Here is a 19454-nt window from a genome sequence, read left to right on the forward strand (position 1 = left end):
TGCGCCGACCCTCATACCCCCGTCGCCCCGGACTTGATCCGGGGCCCCGCTTTTCTTCTCCGACGCGGCAGGAAGAAGCGGGATCCCGCGTAACGCCCGGGATGACGAGGGAGAGAACGACCTGATGCGCCTGCACGCCTACCATCGCAGCTCCACCAGCTATCGGGTGCGGATCGCGCTCAACCTGAAGGGGTTGGCGTACGAGACCGCACCGGTGAACCTGCTCGAGGCCGAACAGCGCAGCCAATCCTTTCGCGCGGTGAACTGCTTCGCGGGCGTCCCGGCACTGGAAGTCGACGGCCGTGTCTATGCGCAGTCGCTGGCGATCCTGGAGTGGCTCGACGAACGTTATCCCGCCAACCCCCTCCTGCCTCAAGACATCGAGGACCGCTTCGCCGCGCGCGAGCTGGCCTATGCCATCGCCACCGAGCTGCACGCGCCGCTCAACTCGCCGGTGCTGGCCTACCTGGAGCAGGACCTCGGGCTCGACAGGGGGGCGGTGCAAGACTGGTATCACCGCTGGCTCGGCAAGACGCTGAGCGGCGTCGAGGCCCGTCTGGCGCAGCGTGGCGCCGCCGATTTCCTGTTAGCCGCGCCCGGCCTGTTCGAGGCGGTGCTGATCCCGCAGCTGTACAACGCGCGGCGGTTCGCCTTCGATCTCTCGGCTATGCCGCACATCACGCGGATCGAGGCAGCCTGCCTGGCACTTCCCGCGTTTGCAGCTGCGCATCCCGACAACCAGCCCGACGCGGCGGAGAAATCATGAAGCTTGCCTCCTTGAAGTGCGGCCGCGACGGTCGCCTCGTCGTCGTCTCGCGCGACCTTGCCCGCTGTGTCGCCGCGCATGAAGTCGCGCCGACGCTGCAGGCCGCGCTCGACGACTGGGCCGAGGCCGAGCCGCGGCTGCGGGCGATCGCCGAGCAGCTCGACAGCGGCGCCTGGCCGGGCGAGCCGTTCGACCAGACGCAAGCACACTCGCCACTGCCGCGCGCCTACCAGTGGGCGGACGGCAGCGCCTACATCAACCACGTCGAGCTGGTCCGGAAGGCGCGGAATGCCGAGGTGCCGGAGAGCTTCTACAGCGATCCGCTGATGTACCAGGGCGGCTCCGATGCGTTCCTGCCGCCGCGCGATCCCATTGTGCTGCGCGACGAGGCCTGGGGCTGCGACATGGAGGGCGAAGTCGCCGTCATCACCGACGACGTGCCGCCGGGCGTCACCTCGGAACAGGCGCTCGGGCACATCAAGCTGGTCATGCTGTGCAACGATGTCTCGCTGCGCAACCTGATCCCGGGCGAGCTGGCCAAGGGCTTCGGCTTCTTCCAGTCCAAGCCGCCGAGCGCCTTCTCGCCGGTGGCGGTGACGCCGGATGAGCTGGGCGCGGCGTGGCGCGACGCGCGCGTGCACCTGCCGCTGGGCATCGACTACAACGGCCAGCCCTTCGGCCGCGCCGAAGCGGGCGAGGACGCGACCTTCAGCCTGGCCGACCTCGTCGCCCATGCGGCCAGGACCCGGCCCTTGTGCGCCGGCACGGTGATCGGTTCGGGCACGGTCTCCAACAAGGACGCCGACGGCAGCCCGGGGCGGCCGGTGAATGAGGGCGGTCTCGGCTATTCCTGCATCGCCGAGATCCGCACCATCGAGACCATCCGCGACGGCAAGCCGGCAACCGACTTCATGCGCTGGGGCGACCGCGTCGGGATCGAGATGCTGGACAGGGAGGGGCACTCCATCTTCGGCCGGATCGAGCAGGAGGTGGTGCGGGCATAGGCACCCGGCCTCTCTCCTTTACGATTGCATCGCCGCTCCCTCGTCATTCCCGCGTAGGCGGGGATCCATCTTCGGCCCTCTCGTTTCGTCTGGCGGTGAGTTCATCCAAGGCGAGGCTCATTGCAGCGCTCATCTCCGCACCCGTGTATCACACGATGGGTCAGGAGATGGATTCCCGCCTTCGCGGGAATGACGATTTAGGTGGGGCGAACTGAAGGTGTGCCGCCGCACATTCCCGCCATCATGGAACCGCCACCCCACCGCGCATACGCACACACTCTCTCTCTCTCTCTCTCTTCGTCATCCCCGCGTAGGCGGGGATCCGTCTCCTGCCGTTTCGTTTTGCGTAACGGTGAGGTCGCATGCGGGGATGCCGATGGCTCCGCCTTGGGGCCTAGCCTCCCACGACACGATGAGTCAGGAGATGGATTCCCGCCTTCGCGGGAATGACGAAGGTGGAAGGAATGGGAACCGCCATCCTCCCCGCGCAATTAGCACGCGATGTCCACCTCCAAAGCCAAGCTCATCATCCGTCCGGCCGCTCTGACGGATGCCCCGGCGATCACGCGCCTGTCGGCCAAGGTCTATGGCCCGACCGAGGCGTTCACCCGCGCCGAGATCCGCGGGCAGATCAACAACTTCCCCGACGGCCAGTTCGTCGCCGAGTACCAGGGCAAGGTCGTCGGCCACTGCGCGACGATGATCGTCTCCTCCGATCTGGCGTTCAAGCCGCACACCTGGGAGGAAATCAGCGCCGGCGGCTATGGCCGCCCGCCCGCCGCCGATGGCGACGTGCTCTATGGCTTCGAGATCTGCGTCGATCCCGAGTTCCGCCGCCTGCGCATCGGCCAGCGCCTTTATCGCAAGCGGCGCGAGCTGTGCCAGGACTTCGAGCTGAAGGGCATCGCCTTCGCCGGGCGCATGCCCGGCTACCAGCGCCGCCGCCGCCGTTTCCCCGACCCGCATGACTACCTGGAAGCGGTGAAGGCCAAGAAGGTGCGCGACCAGGTCATCGAGTTCCAGATGAGCGAGGGCTACGAGCCGCGCGGCATCCTGCCCGGCTACCTGCCCAACGACCGCGAGAGCGGCGGCAACGCCGTGCTGATGTTCTGGACCAACCCGATCGCGCCGCAGGAAACCGGCAAGGCGGTGCCCGGCCTGCAGGAGTGGCTGCCCTCCAGCGTGCGCGTGGCAACCGTGCAGTTCCAGATGCGCAAGATCGACACGATCGACCAGTTCGAGGACCAGGTCGAATACTGGATCGACGTCGCCGCCGACTACGAGGCCGACTTCGTGGTGTTCCCCGAGCTGTTCACGCTGGAACTGCTCTCCATGGCAGAGACCAAGCTGGAGCCGGTCGAGGCGATCCGCTGGATCTCCGAATATACCGAGCGCTTCACCGAGTTCATGGAGCGCATGGCGGTGAGCTACAACATCAACATCATCGGCGGCTCGCATCCCACCCGCGTGGGCCGGGACGAGATCCGCAACATCAGCTACATCTTCCTGCGCGACGGATCCACGCATACGCAGGAAAAGCTGCATCCCACCCCGTCCGAGCGGCGCTGGTGGAACATCCGCGGCGGCTATGGCGCCAGCGTGATCAACACCGATTGCGGGCCGATCGGGGTGATGATCTGCTACGACAGCGAGTTTCCCGAGATGGCGCGCCACCTGGTCAACCAGGGCGCATTGCTGCTGTTCGTGCCGTTCTGCACCGACGAGCGCCGCGGCTACTTGCGCGTGCGCTACTGCTGCCAGGCGCGCGCGGTGGAGAACCAGTGCTACGTCGTCACGTCCGGGGTGGTCGGCAATCTGCCCAATGTCGAGAACATGGACATCCACTACGCGGAAAGCGCGATCCTGACGCCGTCCGACTTCCCCTTCGCGCGCGACGGCGTGGCGGCGGACACGGCGGCCAACACCGAGACGATCGCCATCGCCGATCTCAGCATCGACGCGCTGCTGACCGCGCGCCAGTCCGGCGCGGTGCAGAACCTGCGCGACCGGCGCTTCGACCTGTACCGCGTCGACTGGCGGCAAGTGGGCTCGACGCCATCGACCGACACCACGCCACCGACCGGCGGAGGCAGCGGCGCGCACGGATGAGTGGGTGAGCGGGAGCCATGCCCCCCACTTCTCGTAATCCCCATCACTCCTCGTCTTCCCATACTCTTCGTCATCCCCGCGCAGGCGGGGATTCATCTCCTGACCTCGCAGCCACCGGCACGGCGCGTTGCCGGCTTGCGAGTGCGGCAAGGCCCGTCCCAGCCGATCGTCCCGAGCAAGCCGCTGACACCGGAGATGGATTCCCGCCTGCGCGGGAATGACGAAGGGACACGTCCAGCCAAATCGGCTATTCGCTTGTCCCACGCGCCGGCAACCGCGCGCCATGACAAGGACACCCAGTGATTAAGGAGCAGCCCCAGTCCGCCGTCGCCAGCCAGCGCGTGGCCGACATCCTCGCCGAGCGCATCCTCTCGGGCGAGTTGAAACCAGGGTCGCGCATCAAGCAGGACGAGCTGGCCGACGAGCTGCGCACCAGCCGTATCCCGGTGCGCGATGCGCTGCGGATGCTGGAAGCCCGCGGCTTGGTCACCATGCGTGCCAATGCCGGGGCGCGGGTGACCGAGCTGACGACCCGCGACCTCGTGATCTCCTACGAGATCCGCGAGCGCATCGAGCCGCTGCTGCTGGCCGAGAGCATCCCGCACCTCACCGAGGCCGACCTGGCCGACTTGCGCCGGGTCATCGCACGGAACGAGGTCTGCACCGACATCGACGAGGCGATCGCCCTGGGGCGTGAGTTCCACTGGATCAGCTATCGCCGGAACGAGACGCCACTGCTGGCGCAGATCGTCGAGCGGGTCTGGGACACCACCCAGAGCTACCGGCGCGCCTACCTCAAGCTGGCGATGGGCGGCGGCAACCGCACGCATGATGTCGAGCACCAGATGATGTACGATGCCATCGCCAGCGGCGACGTGGAAGTGGCGCAGGCGGTGCTGGTGATGCACATCCGGCGCACGCGCCAGGGCCTGACGCGCCATGCGCACCGGCTGGCTGGGAATGGCGAGGATGCCCATCTGGAAACTTCGCTGATCGCGACCGAGTAGCGGCCTTACCGCCGTCGGCTCGGCAGCGGTTCAGATGCACGATCCCATGATCGGCGCCAGGTGCCACACCAGGCGGCGCACCGGATCGGACCAGGGCGGCGCCTGCTCCGCGCGGCAGCTCTTGGCGACATGCAGCGGCCCTGAGCTGGCAGGCGCCTGTGCCTGTGCCACCCCGTCGCGCCTGCTGTAGATCAGGTAGTCCCGGCCCTGCACCGGATAGCGCCAGGTGAGCACGTAGTCGCGGCGCAGCGCCTCCGTCATCACGGCGGTGACCCGGGGATTGTCCTCGGGCGCGGCGGGATCGCGAAGGAACACCCGGTCCGGCTTGGCGGCCATGATCCGGCGCACTTCCGCCAATTCGTCGATGCCGACCGCGCCGCCGCTTTCGTTCAGGGTGCGCAAGTTCTCGGGGAAGGGCCGGCTGGAGGGCAGGCAACTGCCGCTGGCATCGTAGAGCGAGGTGGGCCCGTCGTAGACGAACAGGCAGTTCCTCTGCCCCGCCACCGCCGCCGTCGCCGATGCGAGCAGCCGCCGGTCGCCGCGCTGCTCCATGTGGACCACGCCTAGCACCTGGCCGGCCGCGAGCCCGTATAGGAACAGGAGCCCCAGGACGATGCGCCCCGCCAGCTTCTGGCCGAGCGGTGCCAGGGCCAGCGCGAAGGGGGCGAACAGGGCCAGCGCGTAGTGGCCGAACCAGGTCCCGAAAAGCGCCACGCCCAGCGCCGCCGCCGCCGCCCAGCCGTCGAGAAGGCGCAAGTCGGCCGCGCGCGCCGGGTCGGCGGGTCGGCGGGCGATCGGCAGGCGCAGGACCATGCCGATGACGAGCGGCGCGACCAGCATCAGGATGATGACGATCCGCTTGAGCACCAGGTGCATCGGCTCCGAGGTGCGCAGGCCGATCGAGATGAAGTTGGCGAACATCCAGTCGCCGAAGTGGCCCTTGGCGAGGTAGAACAGTCCGACGAGGATCGTGGGCGCCAGGGCACTGCCGACCCAGGCGGCGGCATCGAGCGCCAGCGCGCCGGGCGTGCGCCCGCGCGACCAGGCGGTGTAGAGCAGCACGAGGCCCAGGAACACGCCCTCGAACAGCACGGTATACTTCACCTGCAGCGCCAGCCCGAACAGCAACATCGCCCGCGCGCCACCCCGGCGCAGGTTTCCGCCCTGGCCCTGCGTCGTCTCGCGGGCTCGCAGGTACGTGGCGATCGCGGCGACGACCAGCAAATTGTAGTAGACCGGCGCCTGCCCGCCCTCGCCCCCGGCCAGGGTCAGGAAGACGATGTAGATCAGACCCACCATCACTGCCGCGAAGGGGCTCGCGACGCGCAGGGCCAGTCGGTAGAGGATGAACGCGGTGCCGACGACCGCCAGCAGCGCGATGATCTGGCTGCCGAGCAGCACGTCGCCGAACAGCGCGCCTGCCGCATAGATCAGGAACAGCCCGATGGGCTTGCGGTCCCAGATATCGACGTAGGGCAGGGCGCCATCCAGCATGCGATTGGCGACCAGCACGTAGAACTGCTCGTCGACGCCGGTGATGATCGGATCGCCGAACACCCGCCAGCGAGTCACCAGCGCGACCAGGGTGAACAGCAGGAGCGGGCCGACCACCGAACGCAATGGTGACTTGAACATACTTTCGCGTCCGGAGATCGCCATGCCTGCTGCGCTCCTCATGCTCGCGCGTTCGATCGGTACACGACACGAGCCGGTCTCGCCGGCAAGCCGATGTCTGCCGCATACGGCGCACGGCAGTGCCTGCCGGCTACTACGTCATTCAATCCATTGATCAAGCCAAAGCGGGTGCTGATCGGACGAGTTCCTTCTGGCGACTTGTCGTTCGGTACTGTGAAAAATGCTGGCTCCCTTGCGATCCATCCGCCACACTGCCTCGACGCCGTGGCGAGAGAGCACGGAAGAAGGAGCGAGGCGATGCGCGGCGAGGAGTCGGATTACGTGATCGTGGGCGGCGGCAGCGCCGGGTGCGTACTGGCCAGCCGGCTCTCGGCCGACCCGCGCAACCGCGTGGTGCTGCTGGAGGCAGGCGGCGAATCCGGCGGGTTCTGGAACCGCATGCCCGCCGCCGGGATGAAGCACCTGGGCACCGAACGCGACTGGCTGTTCGTCACCGAGCCCGATCCCTCGCTCAACGGGCGGCAGGGCTACTGGAGCGCGGGGCGGCTGCTGGGCGGCGGCTCGGCGGTCAACGGCATGATCTACATCCGCGGCGACCGGCGCGACTACGACCAGTGGGCGCACGATCTGGGGTGTACCGGCTGGTCGTGGCACGATGTGCTGCCTTACTTCCGCAAGTCCGAAGGCTACACCGGCGAGCCAAGCCAGACCCACTCCAACCTGGGCCCGCTGGGCGTCAGCAAGCTGCGCATGGAGCACCCGCTGACCCGCACCTTCATCGAGGCCTGCGAACAGTACGGGCTGCGTCACGTGGAGGACTACTGCGCCGGCGATGTCGACGGCGCCTTCACCATGCTGGTCACGCAGGCAGGCGGCCAGCGTTCCAGCGCCGCGCGCGCGTTTCTCGACGACGCACGCAAGCGGCCGAACCTGAGCGTGGTCACCGGCGCACTGGTCGACAAGGTCATGATCGAGGGCGGCCGCGCCACCGGCGTTCGCTATCGCCAGGACGGAAAGGCGCATACCGTCCTGGCGCGCGGCGAGGTGATCGTCAGCGCCGGCGCGCTGCAATCGCCCGCGGTGCTGATGCGTTCCGGGCTGGGACCGACCGAGCAGTTGCAGGCGCTCGGCATCGAAGTCGTGCGCGTTATGCCCGAAGTCGGGCGCAACCTGCAGGAGCATGCGAGCTTCCACTCGGTCTTCCAGGTGGATACGCCGACTTGGAACATGCTTATGAAGCCGGTCACTCTCGCGCGCGAGTTCCTGCGCTACGTGGTGAGCAGCAGCGGCTTGATGACGATCGCGCCGGTGGAGGCGATGGCCTACTTGCGTTCGCGCCCCGAGCTGGATTTCCCCGACATCAAGCTCTCGTTCGGGCTGATGGCGAACAACGCGGCGACTCGCAAACCGCATGAGGTGCCCGCGGTGGTGGTCTTCGCCAACGTCGCCAAGCCGCAGAGCCGGGGCGAGATCCGCCTGCGCAGTGCCGATCCGGCGGACAAGCCGGTGATCGACCATCGCCTGCTCGGCAGCGAGGCCGATATCGCGGCGCTGATCGCCGGGACCAAGAAAGTGCAGGAGATCTTCCGCATGCCGGCGCTGGCCAGGCACGTCGTCGCCCCGCTCGCGCCTTCGCCGATGCCGATGAGCGATGGCGAGTGGGAGCAGGCGATCCGCAACTCGGCCGGGATCGGCTATCACCCCGTGGCGACCTGCCGCATGGGCGGGGATGCAGGCTCGGTCGTCGATCCGCGGCTGCGGGTGCGCGGGGTGGATCGACTGCGCGTGGCGGATGCCTCGATCATGCCGGTGATGCCCGCGGCCAACACCAACGCGCCCTCGATCATGGTGGGCGAGAAGGCGGCGGACATGATCCTGGAGGATGCACGGGTCCTGGCGTGACGATGGTTCCTCCCCGGCACGTGTTGCGTATCGGCGCAGGCCCCTTCCGTCACGCGCTTCGCGCGCGCAACCTCCCCGTACCGGCGAGGAACCTAGACCAGCCCTAGCTTCGCCAGCTCGCCGACGAGCCGCGCGGGCAGCACGTCGCCGGCGTCTTCCCCATCGCCCAGGTCGCGCGGGGCGTCCTCCGGGTCGAGATAGCGCCAGCCCTGGTGCGCGCGTCGCGGTCGGGTGTGCACCGCGATCAACCTGGGTTCGAGCCGGATGTGCCAGCGCCCGTCCTCGCGCTGGTCGAACCCGAGCAACGGCGAGCGGCCGATCAGCACATGCTCGAAAATCCAGTAGAGCGAGCCGCCCGCCATCTCCTCGTGCCGCTTGGGCAGGTAGCGGGTGGTCATCAGCGCCTCATGCGGATGGCTCTCCAGCCAGGCCTTGAGGCTGGCCGGGCTCTCGGCTCCGTAGGCAATCTTGGTCATGTGGAGGGGCATCTGGAGTATGTAGAGCCGACAAGGCGGTTTTGAAGCTGCCCGAGATCCTCCCCTGCAAGGGGAAGGGGATCGCTCGCGCAGCGAGTGGTGGAGGGATGTCACCGCCGGCGTATCGCGCAGTTGAGAGGGTTACACCCCTCCGTCAGCCGCTTCGCGTCTGCCACCTCCCCTTGCAGGGGAGGATCCAAGACGGCCTCAAGCGAGGCCCGTGAGCACCGCCAGGCCGAGGAAGCTGAAGAAACCCATCACGTCCGTCGCCATGGTCACGAACACCGCGGACGACACCGCCGGATCGACGTTGAACCGGTCGAGCGTCACCGGCACCAGGATCCCGGCGAGGCCCGCGATCAGGTTGTTGATGACCATGGCCATGGCGATCACCGCACCCAGCAACGGGTTGCCGAAAATCAGGGTGGTGCCCACGCCGATCAGCACGCCAAGCACTGCGCCGTTCGTCATCGCGATCCGCAACTCGCGCCAGATCATCCGTTTGGTGTTGGAACTGGTGAGCTGATTGGTCGCCAGCGCGCGCACGGCCACCGCCAGGGTCTGGGTGCCGGCATTGCCGCCCATGCCAGACACGATCGGCATCAGCACCGCCAGCAGCGCCAGCTTGGCGATCGCGCCCTGGAACAGCCCGACCACCGAGGCGGCGATCATCGCCGTGCCCAGGTTCACCACCAGCCAGATCAGGCGAGTGCGCACGGTGAGCAGAATCGGCTCGTTGATGTCACCGTCGCCCGCACCCGAGAGCAGCAGCGCGTCCTCGCCCGCTTCCTCCTGGATGATGTGGACCACGTCGTCGACGGTGATCTGACCGACCAGCCGCCCGGATTCATCGACCACCGCGGCCGAGATCAGCGCGTACTTCTGGAAGCGGAGCGCGACCTCTTCCTGATCCATCATGACCGGGATCAGCGTCTGCTCGCGCTTCATCACGTCGGCCAGCGGGATCGAGCGGGGCGTGCGCAGGATCCAGGAAAGCAGGCAAGTCCCGATCGGATGGTGCAGATGATCGACGATGAACACCTCCCAGAAATCGGTGGGAAGGTGGCGCTGTTCGCGCAGGAAATCGATGAGGTCGCCCACCGACATCGACTCCGGCACCGCCACGAATTCGCGGCTCATCAAGCGGCCGGCGGACTCGTCGGGATAGGCGAGCGCGGCCTCGATCGCCGCGCGGTCCTCGGGATCGAGCTCGGCCAAGACAGCCTGCTGGTCCTCGCGGTCGAGATCCTCGATCATCGCGACGGCATCGTCGGTGTCGAGCTGCTCGGCGATCTCGGCGACGACGTCGGCGGGCAGGCCGTCGAGCAGCGCCTCGCGCACCCAGTCGTTCAGCTCGGCGATCACCTCGACGCCCATCAGGTCGCTGATCGCGCGGGCGAGGTCGAGGCGCTGGTTCTCGTCGAATAGCTCGAACAAGTCTGCGATGTCGGCCGGATGCAGCGGCTCGACGAGGTTGTAGACGCGATCGAAGTCCTCGTCCTCCAGCGCGTCGCGGACGTTGCGCAGGAACTCGGGCTTCAGCCGGTTGTCCTCGTCGTGGTGCTCGTTCTCGGAAGACGCGTCGTCGGCGTGGCTCACGCCTTCGACCAGTTCGTCCTCGAGATGCTCTGCTGCCATTGGTCAGCGGTCTACGCGGGTGGGCTTCAAAAGCAACCGCCGATGGTGCGGTGCAGCGGCGGTGTCATGCGCGGAGCAAAGGTGACATCGCCGGCACAGCCCCTATATGCACGGCCGACCTACAGGAGACTCCCATGGCCGACGAATACCTGAACCTGCAGCTGACCACTGGCGACGTGAAGATCAAGCTGCGCCCCGACCTCGCGCCCGGCCATGTCGAGCGGATCAAGGAGCTCGCCAGCGAGGGCTTCTACGACGGCGTGAAGTTCCACCGCGTGATCGATGGCTTCATGGCGCAGGGCGGCTGCCCCAACGGCACCGGCACCGGCGGCTCCGACAAGCCCGACCTCAAGGCCGAGTTCAATGCCGAGCCGCACGTGCGCGGCGTGTGCTCGATGGCCCGCACCAGCGCGCCCAACTCGGCCAACAGCCAGTTCTTCATCGTGTTCGACGATGCGACCTTCCTCGACAAGCAATACACCGTCTGGGGCCAGGTCGTCGAAGGCATGGAAAACGTCGACGCTCTGCCCAAGGGCGAGCCGCCGCGCGAGCCCGGCCAGATCGTCAAGGCGACCGTCACCGAAGGCTGATCCCCGATACGTCGACCCGGGCCAGCCCGGGTCGACGTCGATTCCCGCGCGGCAGCCCCGGAACAGGACGATCCTGGTCCATGCGGGCACTGGCGGACATGTCATAGCTCTGGCAGATACGCTGCCGATGCTCGCACCTTCCCGCTTCTTCGCCGCTACCGCCATTGCCACCTTGCTGGGTGGCTGCGTCGTGACCAAGGCCCCCCTGCCTGACCTGACGCAGGCGCATGGGCCGTGTGTCGACCAGGGCGGCGGCTGGTGCGGCTTTACCCGCGATGCTGCCACAGTCTTGTGGCCTTATGGCCAATTGGCCACGAACGCCTACTGCGACGATAACGACATCTTCGATCTGCCGCCCGGATACACCGTGGTGCGCCGCCTGCCCACGCAGGACATCTGCGATCTGGAGCGCGCCGCCGCCGCCGGTGACGAGGCCGCGAAGGCCAAGCTGAAGCCGATCCGCAAGGCCGAAGCCAAGTTGAAGACGCACGGTTTCAACTACGCCGTCTACGACAAGCGCAACAGCGCAGGTGCGCTGGAGCGCCGGGTCATCGCCTTTCGTGGCACCGACACCAAGCAACTGGCCGACTGGTTCTATGGCAACCTGGGCGGCACCCAGCGCGAGCAGGGCCTGGAACTCTACAGGGAAGAGCGCGCGAGGCTCGATGCGAACGGTGGCAAGGGTGTGCCGATCGCCGTCACGGGACACTCGCTGGGCGGTGCGATCGCCATCCAGGTCTCATTGGAGAACCCGGGCGTTGACGCTTTCGTGTTCAACACCTCGCCGCGCTACACCTTGATCCAGCCCAACGCGAACCGGCGCGTCGCGATCTCGGAGCGGGGAGATATCCTGGAAGTCCTGCGCAGCCGCTCGATGCCGGTGCGCCAGGACATGCTGATCATCAACTGCCGCCCTACCGAGAGCGGGGTCAAGGCGCATGCCATTCGCGATCTCGCGGCTTGCGTCACCTGGATCGCGGCGAAGACAGACCCCGGGGCCAAGGCGTCTGTTTTGACCAACAAGCTGATCCAGCCGGCAGGTGAGGTCGCCAATCTGAATTGGGGACTCCCGCCCACGCCGACCGCGCAAGCCCAGGTCGTGGCGCAGTCGGAAAAGCTGGATGCGCGCAAGGAGGCGCAGAAGCACAGCGGTCGCCTCAAGCGGGAACGCCGTTCGAAGTCCGCGCTGCAGCCCGCGCCGGTGCCCCAGCCGTTGCCGACCGCGACAGCGACGCCGAAGCCTTAGCTTGGCCGGCTGCGCGAGGCCGCAGCCGCTGCGCTCCCATCCGGATCGGATGAGAGCGCACTGACTCTACTTCGCCGCCGCCGCCTTCGCCGCATCGACGCCGAGCTGGTCGAACAGGAACATCGTCATGTCGGTCTGCTGCGCGATCACTTCGTCCAGCGACGAGCCCTGGCCATGGCCCGAGCTCGCCGAGGTACGCAGCAGGATCGGCGCCTTGGACGATGTCGCCGCCTGCAGCGCCGCGGCGAACTTGCGCGAGTGGAACGGGTTCACGCGCCCGTCGTTGGCGCCGGTCATCAGCAGCACCGCTGGGTAGGCAGTGCCCTTCACCACGTGATGGTAGGGCGAGTAGGCGTAGAGCGCCTTGAACTGCGCCGGATCCTTCACCGTGCCGAACTCGGTGACGTTGAACGCACCGTTGGGATCGAGTTCGACGCGCAGCATGTCGTAGATGCCCACCTGGGCGATCACCGCCTTGGCGAGGTCCGGATGCTGGGTGATCTGCGCCCCCATCAGCAGGCCACCGTTGGAGCCGCCCTGCAGCGCCAGCTTGTCGCGGCTGGTGTAGCCTTGCGCGATCAGCGTCTGCGCGGCCGCGGTGAAGTCGTCGAACACGTTCTGCTTCTTGGTCAGCATGCCCTGCTGGTGCCAGGTCTCGCCATACTCGCCGCCGCCGCGGATGTTGGCGAGCGCGTAGATCATGCCCCCATCGAGCAGCATGCGCGTGCGCGCCGCAGAGAAGCCCGGCGACATGTTCACGCCGTATCCGCCGTAGCCGTAGAGCAGCAGCGGGTTCTTGCCGTCGAGCCTGGTGCCTTTCTTCATCACCAGCGTGACCGGAACCTTGGTGCCGTCCTTGGAGGTGGCGAAGATCTGCTTCACTTCGGTATCGGCGTAGGACACCGAGGTGGTCATCCGGATCGCGGTCGGCGTCGATTTCATCGTCGCCGCACTCCATCGCAAGTAATGGGGCGGCTGCGTGTAGCCATTGACGTCGTAGAGCACGTCTCCGCCAGGCAGCGCGACGATGTTGCTGACGGAGGAGACCGGCGGCACGTCCAGCGCACCCAGGTCCTTGCTGGCGAGGTCATAGATGCCGACCGAGTTCGGCCCGCCGGCGATGCGGGTGACGAACAGCTTGCCGTTGGCCAGCACCAGCGGCTCGTCCGACTGGCCGCCGTCGACGATCGCCGCATCGGTGCGCGCCGGCACGATCGCCTGCGCCTTGGCGAAACCGCCGGTGTATGGCGCGGCGAGCTTCACGACCTTGCCCATCGGCGCATCCTTGCGCGAGACGCCATAGACCGTGCCGTCCCGCGCGATCACCGCGCCACCGATCACACGGTCCTCGTACTCGGCGATCTTGCGCGCCTTGCCATCGGGCGTCAGCACATAGTGCAGCCACTGGCCGCCATCGCCCCACTGCACGGAGGCGAGCGCCGCCTGGCCATGCTCCGCATTGCTGAGGAAGATCTCGGCCGTGCGGGGAATGCCGTCCTTGCCGCTCAGCACCAACTTGTCCTGCGTCACCGGCGTGGCGAGCACGTGCAGGTAGGCGTTCTGGTTGAAGTGCCACTCGGTCTCGGGACTGGTCTTGCGATCGGGAAAGCGCGTATACCAGAAACCTTTGCCGTCCGCGGTCCAGGCGAGCGAGCCACCAGCGGTGGGGAACTGCACGCGGTCTATCGGCGCCTCGACCTCCTTGCCGGTCGCGGCGTCGTAGATGTGCAGCGTGCCGTCCTCGCTGCCGTTCTGCGAGATCGAGACCGCGACCTTGCTGCCGTCGGGCGAGGGCACGAACCAGTCGATCGCGGTGTGGCCGCTCGGGTCCATGGTGTTGGGATCGACCAGCGGCTTGCGTGTCGCCGGATCGGCGGCGCCGTTCAGCGTCACCAGCATCGTCTGCTGCAGCGCCGGGTCGGTATAGGCCGCGAAGGTCCGGTCGCCGGCGTGGTGCAGGCCGGAGAACGCGGGCGAGCGATCCTTGAACATGCGCGTCAGCTTGGCGGCCACGGCGGCCCGGCCCGGCAGCGCATCGAGGTAGGCGCGCGTGCGCTGGTTCTGCGCCTCGCTCCACGCCGTGACCTTGGGATCGGCCGCGTTCTCCAGCTCCCGATAGGGGTCGGCGACCTGCTGGCCCTGGATGCTGTCCGAGGTGGTGCCGGCGGGAAACGGCGGCGGTGGCGGCGGCGCAGCTGCGGTCAGGACGAGGAGCGCGGCACTGCCGGCCAGGCCGAGGGCGAGCGTACGTCGAGCCATGATGTTCCCTGTGTCGTTATTCCGGGTGCAGGTGATAGGCCCGTGGTGCGCGGATCGACAAGCGGCGTGTGAGTACGCGTGACGGGTGAGGCCGGCGCTCTACAAGCCCGCCTTCAGCAGCCACTCGTGGAAGATCTTCACCGGACGGCTTTCCAGGTCCTTCTGGCGGCAGATGAACCAGTAGCGGTAGGGGCTTTCGACATCGATGTCGTAGAGCACCGCCAGCCGATCGTCGCCCGCACGGCGGAAGTGGTCGTCGTGCATGATGGCGATGCCGAGGCCTTGCGCGGCCGCTTCGAGCACCAGCTGGCCCGAGTTGAAGCGGTCGACCGAAGCAGGCTCCAGCTTCTTCATGCCGAGCGCCGCCTTCCAGGCATCGAAGCTGTCGGGCAGGTCGTTGTGGATCAGGATCGTCTGGCGCGAAAGCTTGGCCTGGTCGGGCACCTCGCCCAGTTCCTTGGCGACCTGCTTCGAGACGATCGCGTAGACCTTGTTGTGGTCCAGCTGCACCGAATAGAAGGCGGGATCGGGCGCCTTGGCGAGGATGATCGCGCAGTCGAGAGAGTCGCCGACCTGAGACTCCAGGTTGGGGCCGGTCTCGATGTCGATGTGCAGGCGCGGATGCAGCTTGCGCAGTTCGGGCAGGCGCGGGAACAGCCGCTGGCCGCCGAACAGCGAGGGCACGCCCAGGTGCAGGCGCAGGACCTGGCCGCGATCGATCTGCGCCTCGACCGCCTCGGCCAGCTCCTCCAGCTTGGGGGCGATGGCGTTGTAGAAGGCGTGGCCTTCATCGGTCAGCTTCATCGACTGGTGCTGGCGGGTGAACAGCCGCTTGCCGGTGAAGTCCTCAAGCGCGGCCACGCGCCGCGACAGCGCGGAGGGCGACAGCGCCAGCTCGCTCGCCGCCGCCTTGGCCGAGCCTAGCCGGACCACGCGCACGAACGCCTCGAGCGCGCGCAAGGGGGGAAGGCGGCGAACTACCACCGGACCGCCGGTTCGGGCAGGACTCGGCCCAGGGTTCGCCGGGACGTGCCGGTCGGGCTATTCAGGGTCACTCTCCCTCACTTCGGTCGGCCATCGCTTCGACCGGCGGGTGCAGCCGCAGCCGGCTTACGTGGCGTTCGTTGCCTTGGGTGACCTCCAGGCGCCAGCCGCTCTCATGCTCCAGGATCTGGCCGACCTGGGGCACTTGCTCGGCCAGCACGAAGGCGAGGCCGCCCAGAGTATCGACGGCTTCCTCCACTTCGGCAAGGCGGGGGTCGATCTTCTCCGCAACCTCCTCCAGCTCCAGCCGGGCGTCCGCGTCCCACATGCCGTCCTCCAGCGCGACCAGCAGGATTTCGGGCGCGTCGTCGTGCTCGTCCTCGATCTCGCCGACGATCTCCTCGACCAGGTCCTCGATGGTGATGATGCCGTCCGTGCCGGAATACTCGTCGATCACTACCGCCAGATGGATGCGCTTGGCGCGCATGTCGGCCAGCACGTCGAGCGCGCCGCGCGCCTGCGGCACGAACAGCGGCTGGCGCAGCAGCGTCGTCCAGTCCACCGGCGGCACGTTGCCGCGCGCGAGAATGGGGAACACGTCCTTGATGTGGATCATGCCGCGCACCTCGTCGAGCGACTCGCCGTAGACGGGCATGCGGCTGTGCCCGTGCTCGGCGAAGGCCTCGACCACTTCGTCCCAGCTGGCCGATGCGGGTATGGCGATGATGTCGCCGCGCGGCACGGCGACGTCGTCGGCGTCGTGCTCGGAGAAGTGGAGCAGGTTGCGCAGCATCTGGCGCTCGAGCGGCGAGAGGTCGCCGCTCTGGTCCTGGCTGTCCTCGCCTTCGTGCTCGTTGATGACGTCCTCGATCTGCGAGCGCAGCGACTGGTCGACATCGGAGACGAACATCCGGCGGATCACCCGCCAGATCGAGCCACTACTGTCCGGATCTCCCTGTCCGGAGTCGGTGTGGCGGCCATTCTCGGCCATCGTGTGATTCAGCCCCTGTCAGTTGCAACGTCGCGGCCATATGGGTCCGCCAGGCCCATCACCGCAAGAGCCTTTGTTTCGAGCGCTTCCATTGCTTCGGCGTCTTCGTCGCCGGTTTCGTGATCGTAGCCGGCGAGATGGAGCAGTCCATGGACGATGAGGTGCGCGGCATGCGCTTCGATGGCGATGCCCTTCTCCTCGGCCTCGCGGGCGCATGTCCCGTAAGCGAGGGCGATATCGCCGATCAGTTCGGGCGGTCCGCTAGGGACGAGGTCGATGAGGTCCGAGCGCTCCAGCATGGGGAAGGAGAGCACGTTGGTCGGCTTGTCCTTGCCGCGCCACTCGGCGTTGAGGGCGTGAACGTCCTCGTCCGAGGTGAACAGCACGCTGGCGGTAAGGCGCGGGTGGGCGAGTTCCTCGGCCACTTGCGCAGCGGCCGCGGCAGCACGGGTGGCGAGGGATTCCCAGTCGGTGGCGGCTGGCCAGGGTGCTTCGACGTCGGTTTCGAGGTTCATGGCTTGCTCGTACCGCTCGTGCGGGAACAAAGGAAGCGGGGCCCCCGCCTTCGCGGGGGCGACGGACTTTTAGGCCATCATCTCGTCGGCCCCGCGTAGGCGGGGACCCCGCTTCTCTTCAGCGCAGCACGCCGCCGAGTTGATCCCACAGATCGTCCCAGTCAGGGTTCATCGTCTCGATCAGCCTGATCTTCCACTCCCGCCGCCACTTCTTGATCCGCTTCTCACGCAAGATCGCCGGTTCGATCTCATCGTGAGGTTCTGCAAAGACCAGTCGCGTAAATCCGTTCTCCCGCACGAATTGGGAACCGCGACCTTCGCGATGCTGGTAGATGCGGGCTTGCAGGTTCGCAGTGACGCCGGTGTAGATGCCGCCTCGGTAGCGGTCGCTCATCATGTAGACCCAGCCGCCCCTCTGCATTGCTGACCTCTGAGAAGAACAAGCGGGGCCCCCGCCTTCGCGGGGGCGACGGACTTAAGTGGACCTCAGTATCGTCGCCCCCGCGAAGGCGGGGGCCCCGCTTACTTGCCGCTACTCCCCACCCTCGTAGGCATCCACAATCCGCCCGACGATCGGATGGCGCACCACATCCGCCGAGGTGAACCGCGTCACGTCGATTCCCTCGACCCCCTCCAGCCGCGTGACCGCATCGGCCAGGCCGCTCATGCGATCGCCGCCGGGGATGTCGACCTGGCGCGGGTCGCCGCACACGACCATGCGGCTGTTCTGGCCGAAGCGGGTGAGGAACATCTTCATCTGCTCGCGCGTGGTGTTCTGCGCTTCGTCGAGGATGACGAAGGCGTCGGCGAGAGTGCGGCCGCGCATGAAGGCGATCGGGGCGATCTCGATCTCGCCGCTGGCGAGGCGCCGCTCGACCTGCTCGGGCGGCATGCAGTCGTAGAGCGCGTCGTACAAGGGGCGCAGGTAGGGGTCGACCTTGTCCTTCATGTCGCCGGGGAGGAAGCCCAGCTTCTCGCCCGCCTCCACCGCCGGACGGCTGAGGATCAGGCGCTGCACCGAGCCGGTCATCAGCTGGCTGACCGCCTGCGCCACCGCGACATAGGTCTTGCCGGTGCCCGCCGGCCCCAGCGCGAAGATGATGTCCGCCTTGGCAAGCGAGCGCATGTACTCGATCTGCGTCGCGGAGCGCGGGACGATGGTCTTCTTGCGAGTCCGGATCATGATCGGCGGCGTGCCGAGCGCGGCGTCGCCGGTGATGATCCCTTCCAGGGTCGGTTCTGCGGACATGGTGATCAGCGATTCGATAGCGCCGGAATCAAGGTCGTGGCCCTGCTCCAGCCGGTGGTACATTCCCGTCAGGGTTTCGCGCGCGCGGGACACGGCATCTTCCGAGCCCTCGATCTGGATGCGGTTGCCGCGTGCGGCGATATAGACGCCAAGCCGGTTCTCAACCTGGACGAGGTTGGCGTCGAACTGGCCGAACAAGGTCCCGAGCAGCGCGGGTTGGTCGAAATCCACTTCGACACGAGCCCGCCGCGCTGGGTGGTCGGGCCTGAACTGCGTCATCTCCGGACGCTGCGCTGACTTTCGGGCCATGCGCTCCTTTCATGTGAAAGCGCCATTGTCTGCCGCCAATTTGAGACTTCGCGGCGACTTGCGCAAGGACCGGCGCGCCCATCTGTCCACAATCGCGGCGGCGGTTCGCTGAACGGCGCGTTCATGCAACCCGATACAGGGTGCGACACTTCTGCATTATTCCTGAAGGCACGGTTCCCGACCGGTTCAGCGAGGAGAGGTCATGTTCCTCATCGCAGCGCCAGTCAGTCGGGCGCCGATTATGGAGAGACGCAATGCGTAAGATCATCATGGCCGCGCTGGCGGCAAGCACGCTGGTTCCCGCCACGCTCGTCCCGATCGCGGCCCAGGCGCAAAGCGCGCGAGAAGTCCGTCAGAGCGAACGCGAACTGCGCCGCGACCAGCGCGACCTGCGCGACGCGCAGCGCTATGGCGACCGGGGCGACATCCGCGAGGCGCGCCGCGAGGTGCGTGATTCTCGCCGCGAGGTGCGCGAGGACTGGCGCGACTACCGCCGCACCAACCGCAACGCCTTCCGCCGCCCGGCCTACCAGGGTCCGCGCGGCTATGCCTACCGTCCCATCGCGGTCGGCTACCAGTTCCAGCCGCAGTATTACGGCAACCGCTACTGGGTGAACAACTACAGCAACTATCGCCTGCCCAACCCCGGCCGCAACGCCCGTTGGGTGCGCTACGGCAACGACGTGGTCCTGGTGAACATGCGCACCGGCCGCGTCCTGCAGGTCTACAATCGCTTCTTCTGGTAAGCGGTGGAACCGCGGCGGGGGCTAAAGC

17 protein-coding genes are annotated in these 19454 nt (G+C 67.3%); 8 read left to right on the forward strand and 9 right to left on the reverse strand.

Annotation, left to right across the window (positions count from 1 at the left end; all coding sequences use genetic code 11):
• The first annotated feature begins 124 nt into the window (after window positions 1–124).
• From maiA to HNO88_RS03670, 4 genes are all read left to right on the forward strand, one after another.
• The gene (maiA, locus tag HNO88_RS03655; RefSeq protein ID WP_184242714.1) at window positions 125–766 is read left to right on the forward strand and encodes a maleylacetoacetate isomerase; all 642 of its coding nucleotides are present in this window, start codon (window positions 125–127) and stop codon (window positions 764–766) included.
• Window positions 763–1770 carry a fumarylacetoacetate hydrolase family protein gene (locus tag HNO88_RS03660; RefSeq protein ID WP_184242715.1) on the forward strand — a complete coding sequence of 336 codons (1008 nt, stop codon included), beginning with the start codon at window positions 763–765 and terminating at the stop codon, window positions 1768–1770. Before maiA ends, HNO88_RS03660 begins: the two co-directional genes overlap by 4 nt.
• Window positions 1771–2271: 501 nt before the next feature.
• A complete protein-coding gene (locus HNO88_RS03665) occupies window positions 2272–3879 on the forward strand; it encodes a bifunctional GNAT family N-acetyltransferase/carbon-nitrogen hydrolase family protein (RefSeq protein WP_184242716.1) in 1608 nt (535 codons plus the stop codon).
• 299 nt (window positions 3880–4178) lie between these two features.
• Window positions 4179–4886, forward strand: a complete 708-nt coding sequence (locus HNO88_RS03670) for a GntR family transcriptional regulator (protein ID WP_312856984.1) — start codon at window positions 4179–4181, stop codon at window positions 4884–4886.
• A 30-nt stretch (window positions 4887–4916) separates the two neighbouring features.
• Here HNO88_RS03670 and HNO88_RS03675 read toward each other — a convergent pair whose 3' ends face one another.
• On the reverse strand, window positions 4917–6521 hold the full coding sequence (locus tag HNO88_RS03675; RefSeq protein WP_184242717.1) for an ArnT family glycosyltransferase: 1605 nt from the start codon (window positions 6519–6521) through the stop codon (window positions 4917–4919).
• A gap of 297 nt (window positions 6522–6818) precedes the next feature.
• Between HNO88_RS03675 and HNO88_RS03680 the strand changes: the two genes are divergently transcribed.
• The gene (locus tag HNO88_RS03680; protein WP_184242718.1) at window positions 6819–8423 is read left to right on the forward strand and encodes a GMC family oxidoreductase; all 1605 of its coding nucleotides are present in this window, start codon (window positions 6819–6821) and stop codon (window positions 8421–8423) included.
• A 92-nt stretch (window positions 8424–8515) separates the two neighbouring features.
• Here HNO88_RS03680 and HNO88_RS03685 read toward each other — a convergent pair whose 3' ends face one another.
• Together HNO88_RS03685 and mgtE are read right to left on the reverse strand one after the other, a co-directional pair.
• On the reverse strand, window positions 8516–8911 hold the full coding sequence (locus tag HNO88_RS03685; protein WP_184242719.1) for a DUF1489 family protein: 396 nt from the start codon (window positions 8909–8911) through the stop codon (window positions 8516–8518).
• Window positions 8912–9106: 195 nt separating this feature from the next.
• Window positions 9107–10537 carry a magnesium transporter gene (gene mgtE / locus HNO88_RS03690; RefSeq protein ID WP_184242720.1) on the reverse strand — a complete coding sequence of 477 codons (1431 nt, stop codon included), beginning with the start codon at window positions 10535–10537 and terminating at the stop codon, window positions 9107–9109.
• Between the two features lie 134 nt (window positions 10538–10671).
• Between mgtE and HNO88_RS03695 the strand changes: the two genes are divergently transcribed.
• Complete coding sequence (locus HNO88_RS03695) at window positions 10672–11127, forward strand: peptidylprolyl isomerase (protein WP_159873106.1); 456 nt, start codon at window positions 10672–10674, stop codon at window positions 11125–11127.
• Between the two features lie 127 nt (window positions 11128–11254).
• Entirely contained in the window at window positions 11255–12373 is a 1119-nt protein-coding gene (locus HNO88_RS03700; RefSeq protein WP_184242721.1) for a Tle-like phospholipase domain-containing protein, read from the forward strand.
• A 66-nt stretch (window positions 12374–12439) separates the two neighbouring features.
• Here the strand turns inward: HNO88_RS03700 and HNO88_RS03705 are convergent, their stop codons facing one another.
• From HNO88_RS03705 to HNO88_RS03730, 6 genes are all read right to left on the reverse strand, one after another.
• Window positions 12440–14632, reverse strand: coding sequence for a prolyl oligopeptidase family serine peptidase (locus tag HNO88_RS03705; RefSeq protein WP_184242722.1), 2193 nt, complete (start codon window positions 14630–14632; stop codon window positions 12440–12442).
• Between the two features lie 99 nt (window positions 14633–14731).
• On the reverse strand, window positions 14732–15616 hold the full coding sequence (locus HNO88_RS03710) for a LysR substrate-binding domain-containing protein (RefSeq protein ID WP_184242723.1): 885 nt from the start codon (window positions 15614–15616) through the stop codon (window positions 14732–14734).
• A 67-nt stretch (window positions 15617–15683) separates the two neighbouring features.
• Window positions 15684–16607, reverse strand: a complete 924-nt coding sequence (locus tag HNO88_RS03715) for a hemolysin family protein (protein ID WP_184242724.1) — start codon at window positions 16605–16607, stop codon at window positions 15684–15686.
• An 8-nt stretch (window positions 16608–16615) separates the two neighbouring features.
• Window positions 16616–17122: an rRNA maturation RNase YbeY gene (gene ybeY / locus HNO88_RS03720; RefSeq protein WP_184242725.1), complete on the reverse strand. Its 507-nt coding sequence runs from the start codon at window positions 17120–17122 to the stop codon at window positions 16616–16618.
• Window positions 17123–17240: 118 nt separating this feature from the next.
• Window positions 17241–17543 carry a GIY-YIG nuclease family protein gene (locus HNO88_RS03725; protein WP_184242726.1) on the reverse strand — a complete coding sequence of 101 codons (303 nt, stop codon included), beginning with the start codon at window positions 17541–17543 and terminating at the stop codon, window positions 17241–17243.
• A 111-nt stretch (window positions 17544–17654) separates the two neighbouring features.
• Entirely contained in the window at window positions 17655–18680 is a 1026-nt protein-coding gene (locus tag HNO88_RS03730; protein ID WP_184242727.1) for a PhoH family protein, read from the reverse strand.
• A 254-nt stretch (window positions 18681–18934) separates the two neighbouring features.
• On the opposite strand from HNO88_RS03730, the gene HNO88_RS03735 reads away from it, so the two are divergent.
• Window positions 18935–19426, forward strand: coding sequence for an RcnB family protein (locus HNO88_RS03735; protein ID WP_184242728.1), 492 nt, complete (start codon window positions 18935–18937; stop codon window positions 19424–19426).
• The last annotated feature ends 28 nt before the right edge of the window (window positions 19427–19454 follow it).

The sequence above is a fragment of the Novosphingobium chloroacetimidivorans genome (genome assembly GCF_014204535.1).
Taxonomy (GTDB): domain Bacteria; phylum Pseudomonadota; class Alphaproteobacteria; order Sphingomonadales; family Sphingomonadaceae; genus Novosphingobium; species Novosphingobium chloroacetimidivorans.

Coding starts and splice junctions, on each gene's coding strand:
- mgtE (WP_184242720.1), bottom strand. CDS start 10,537: ATGGCAGCAGAGCATCTCGAGGACGAACTGGTCGAAGGCGTGAGCCAC.
- HNO88_RS03685 (WP_184242719.1), bottom strand. CDS start 8,911: ATGCCCCTCCACATGACCAAGATTGCCTACGGAGCCGAGAGCCCGGCC.
- HNO88_RS03730 (WP_184242727.1), bottom strand. CDS start 18,680: ATGGCCCGAAAGTCAGCGCAGCGTCCGGAGATGACGCAGTTCAGGCCC.
- HNO88_RS03735 (WP_184242728.1), top strand. CDS start 18,935: ATGCGTAAGATCATCATGGCCGCGCTGGCGGCAAGCACGCTGGTTCCC.
- HNO88_RS03725 (WP_184242726.1), bottom strand. CDS start 17,543: ATGCAGAGGGGCGGCTGGGTCTACATGATGAGCGACCGCTACCGAGGC.
- HNO88_RS03700 (WP_184242721.1), top strand. CDS start 11,255: ATGCTCGCACCTTCCCGCTTCTTCGCCGCTACCGCCATTGCCACCTTG.
- HNO88_RS03695 (WP_159873106.1), top strand. CDS start 10,672: ATGGCCGACGAATACCTGAACCTGCAGCTGACCACTGGCGACGTGAAG.
- maiA (WP_184242714.1), top strand. CDS start 125: ATGCGCCTGCACGCCTACCATCGCAGCTCCACCAGCTATCGGGTGCGG.
- HNO88_RS03675 (WP_184242717.1), bottom strand. CDS start 6,521: ATGTTCAAGTCACCATTGCGTTCGGTGGTCGGCCCGCTCCTGCTGTTC.
- HNO88_RS03715 (WP_184242724.1), bottom strand. CDS start 16,607: ATGGCCGAGAATGGCCGCCACACCGACTCCGGACAGGGAGATCCGGAC.
- HNO88_RS03680 (WP_184242718.1), top strand. CDS start 6,819: ATGCGCGGCGAGGAGTCGGATTACGTGATCGTGGGCGGCGGCAGCGCC.
- HNO88_RS03660 (WP_184242715.1), top strand. CDS start 763: ATGAAGCTTGCCTCCTTGAAGTGCGGCCGCGACGGTCGCCTCGTCGTC.
- HNO88_RS03665 (WP_184242716.1), top strand. CDS start 2,272: ATGTCCACCTCCAAAGCCAAGCTCATCATCCGTCCGGCCGCTCTGACG.
- HNO88_RS03705 (WP_184242722.1), bottom strand. CDS start 14,632: ATGGCTCGACGTACGCTCGCCCTCGGCCTGGCCGGCAGTGCCGCGCTC.
- ybeY (WP_184242725.1), bottom strand. CDS start 17,122: ATGAACCTCGAAACCGACGTCGAAGCACCCTGGCCAGCCGCCACCGAC.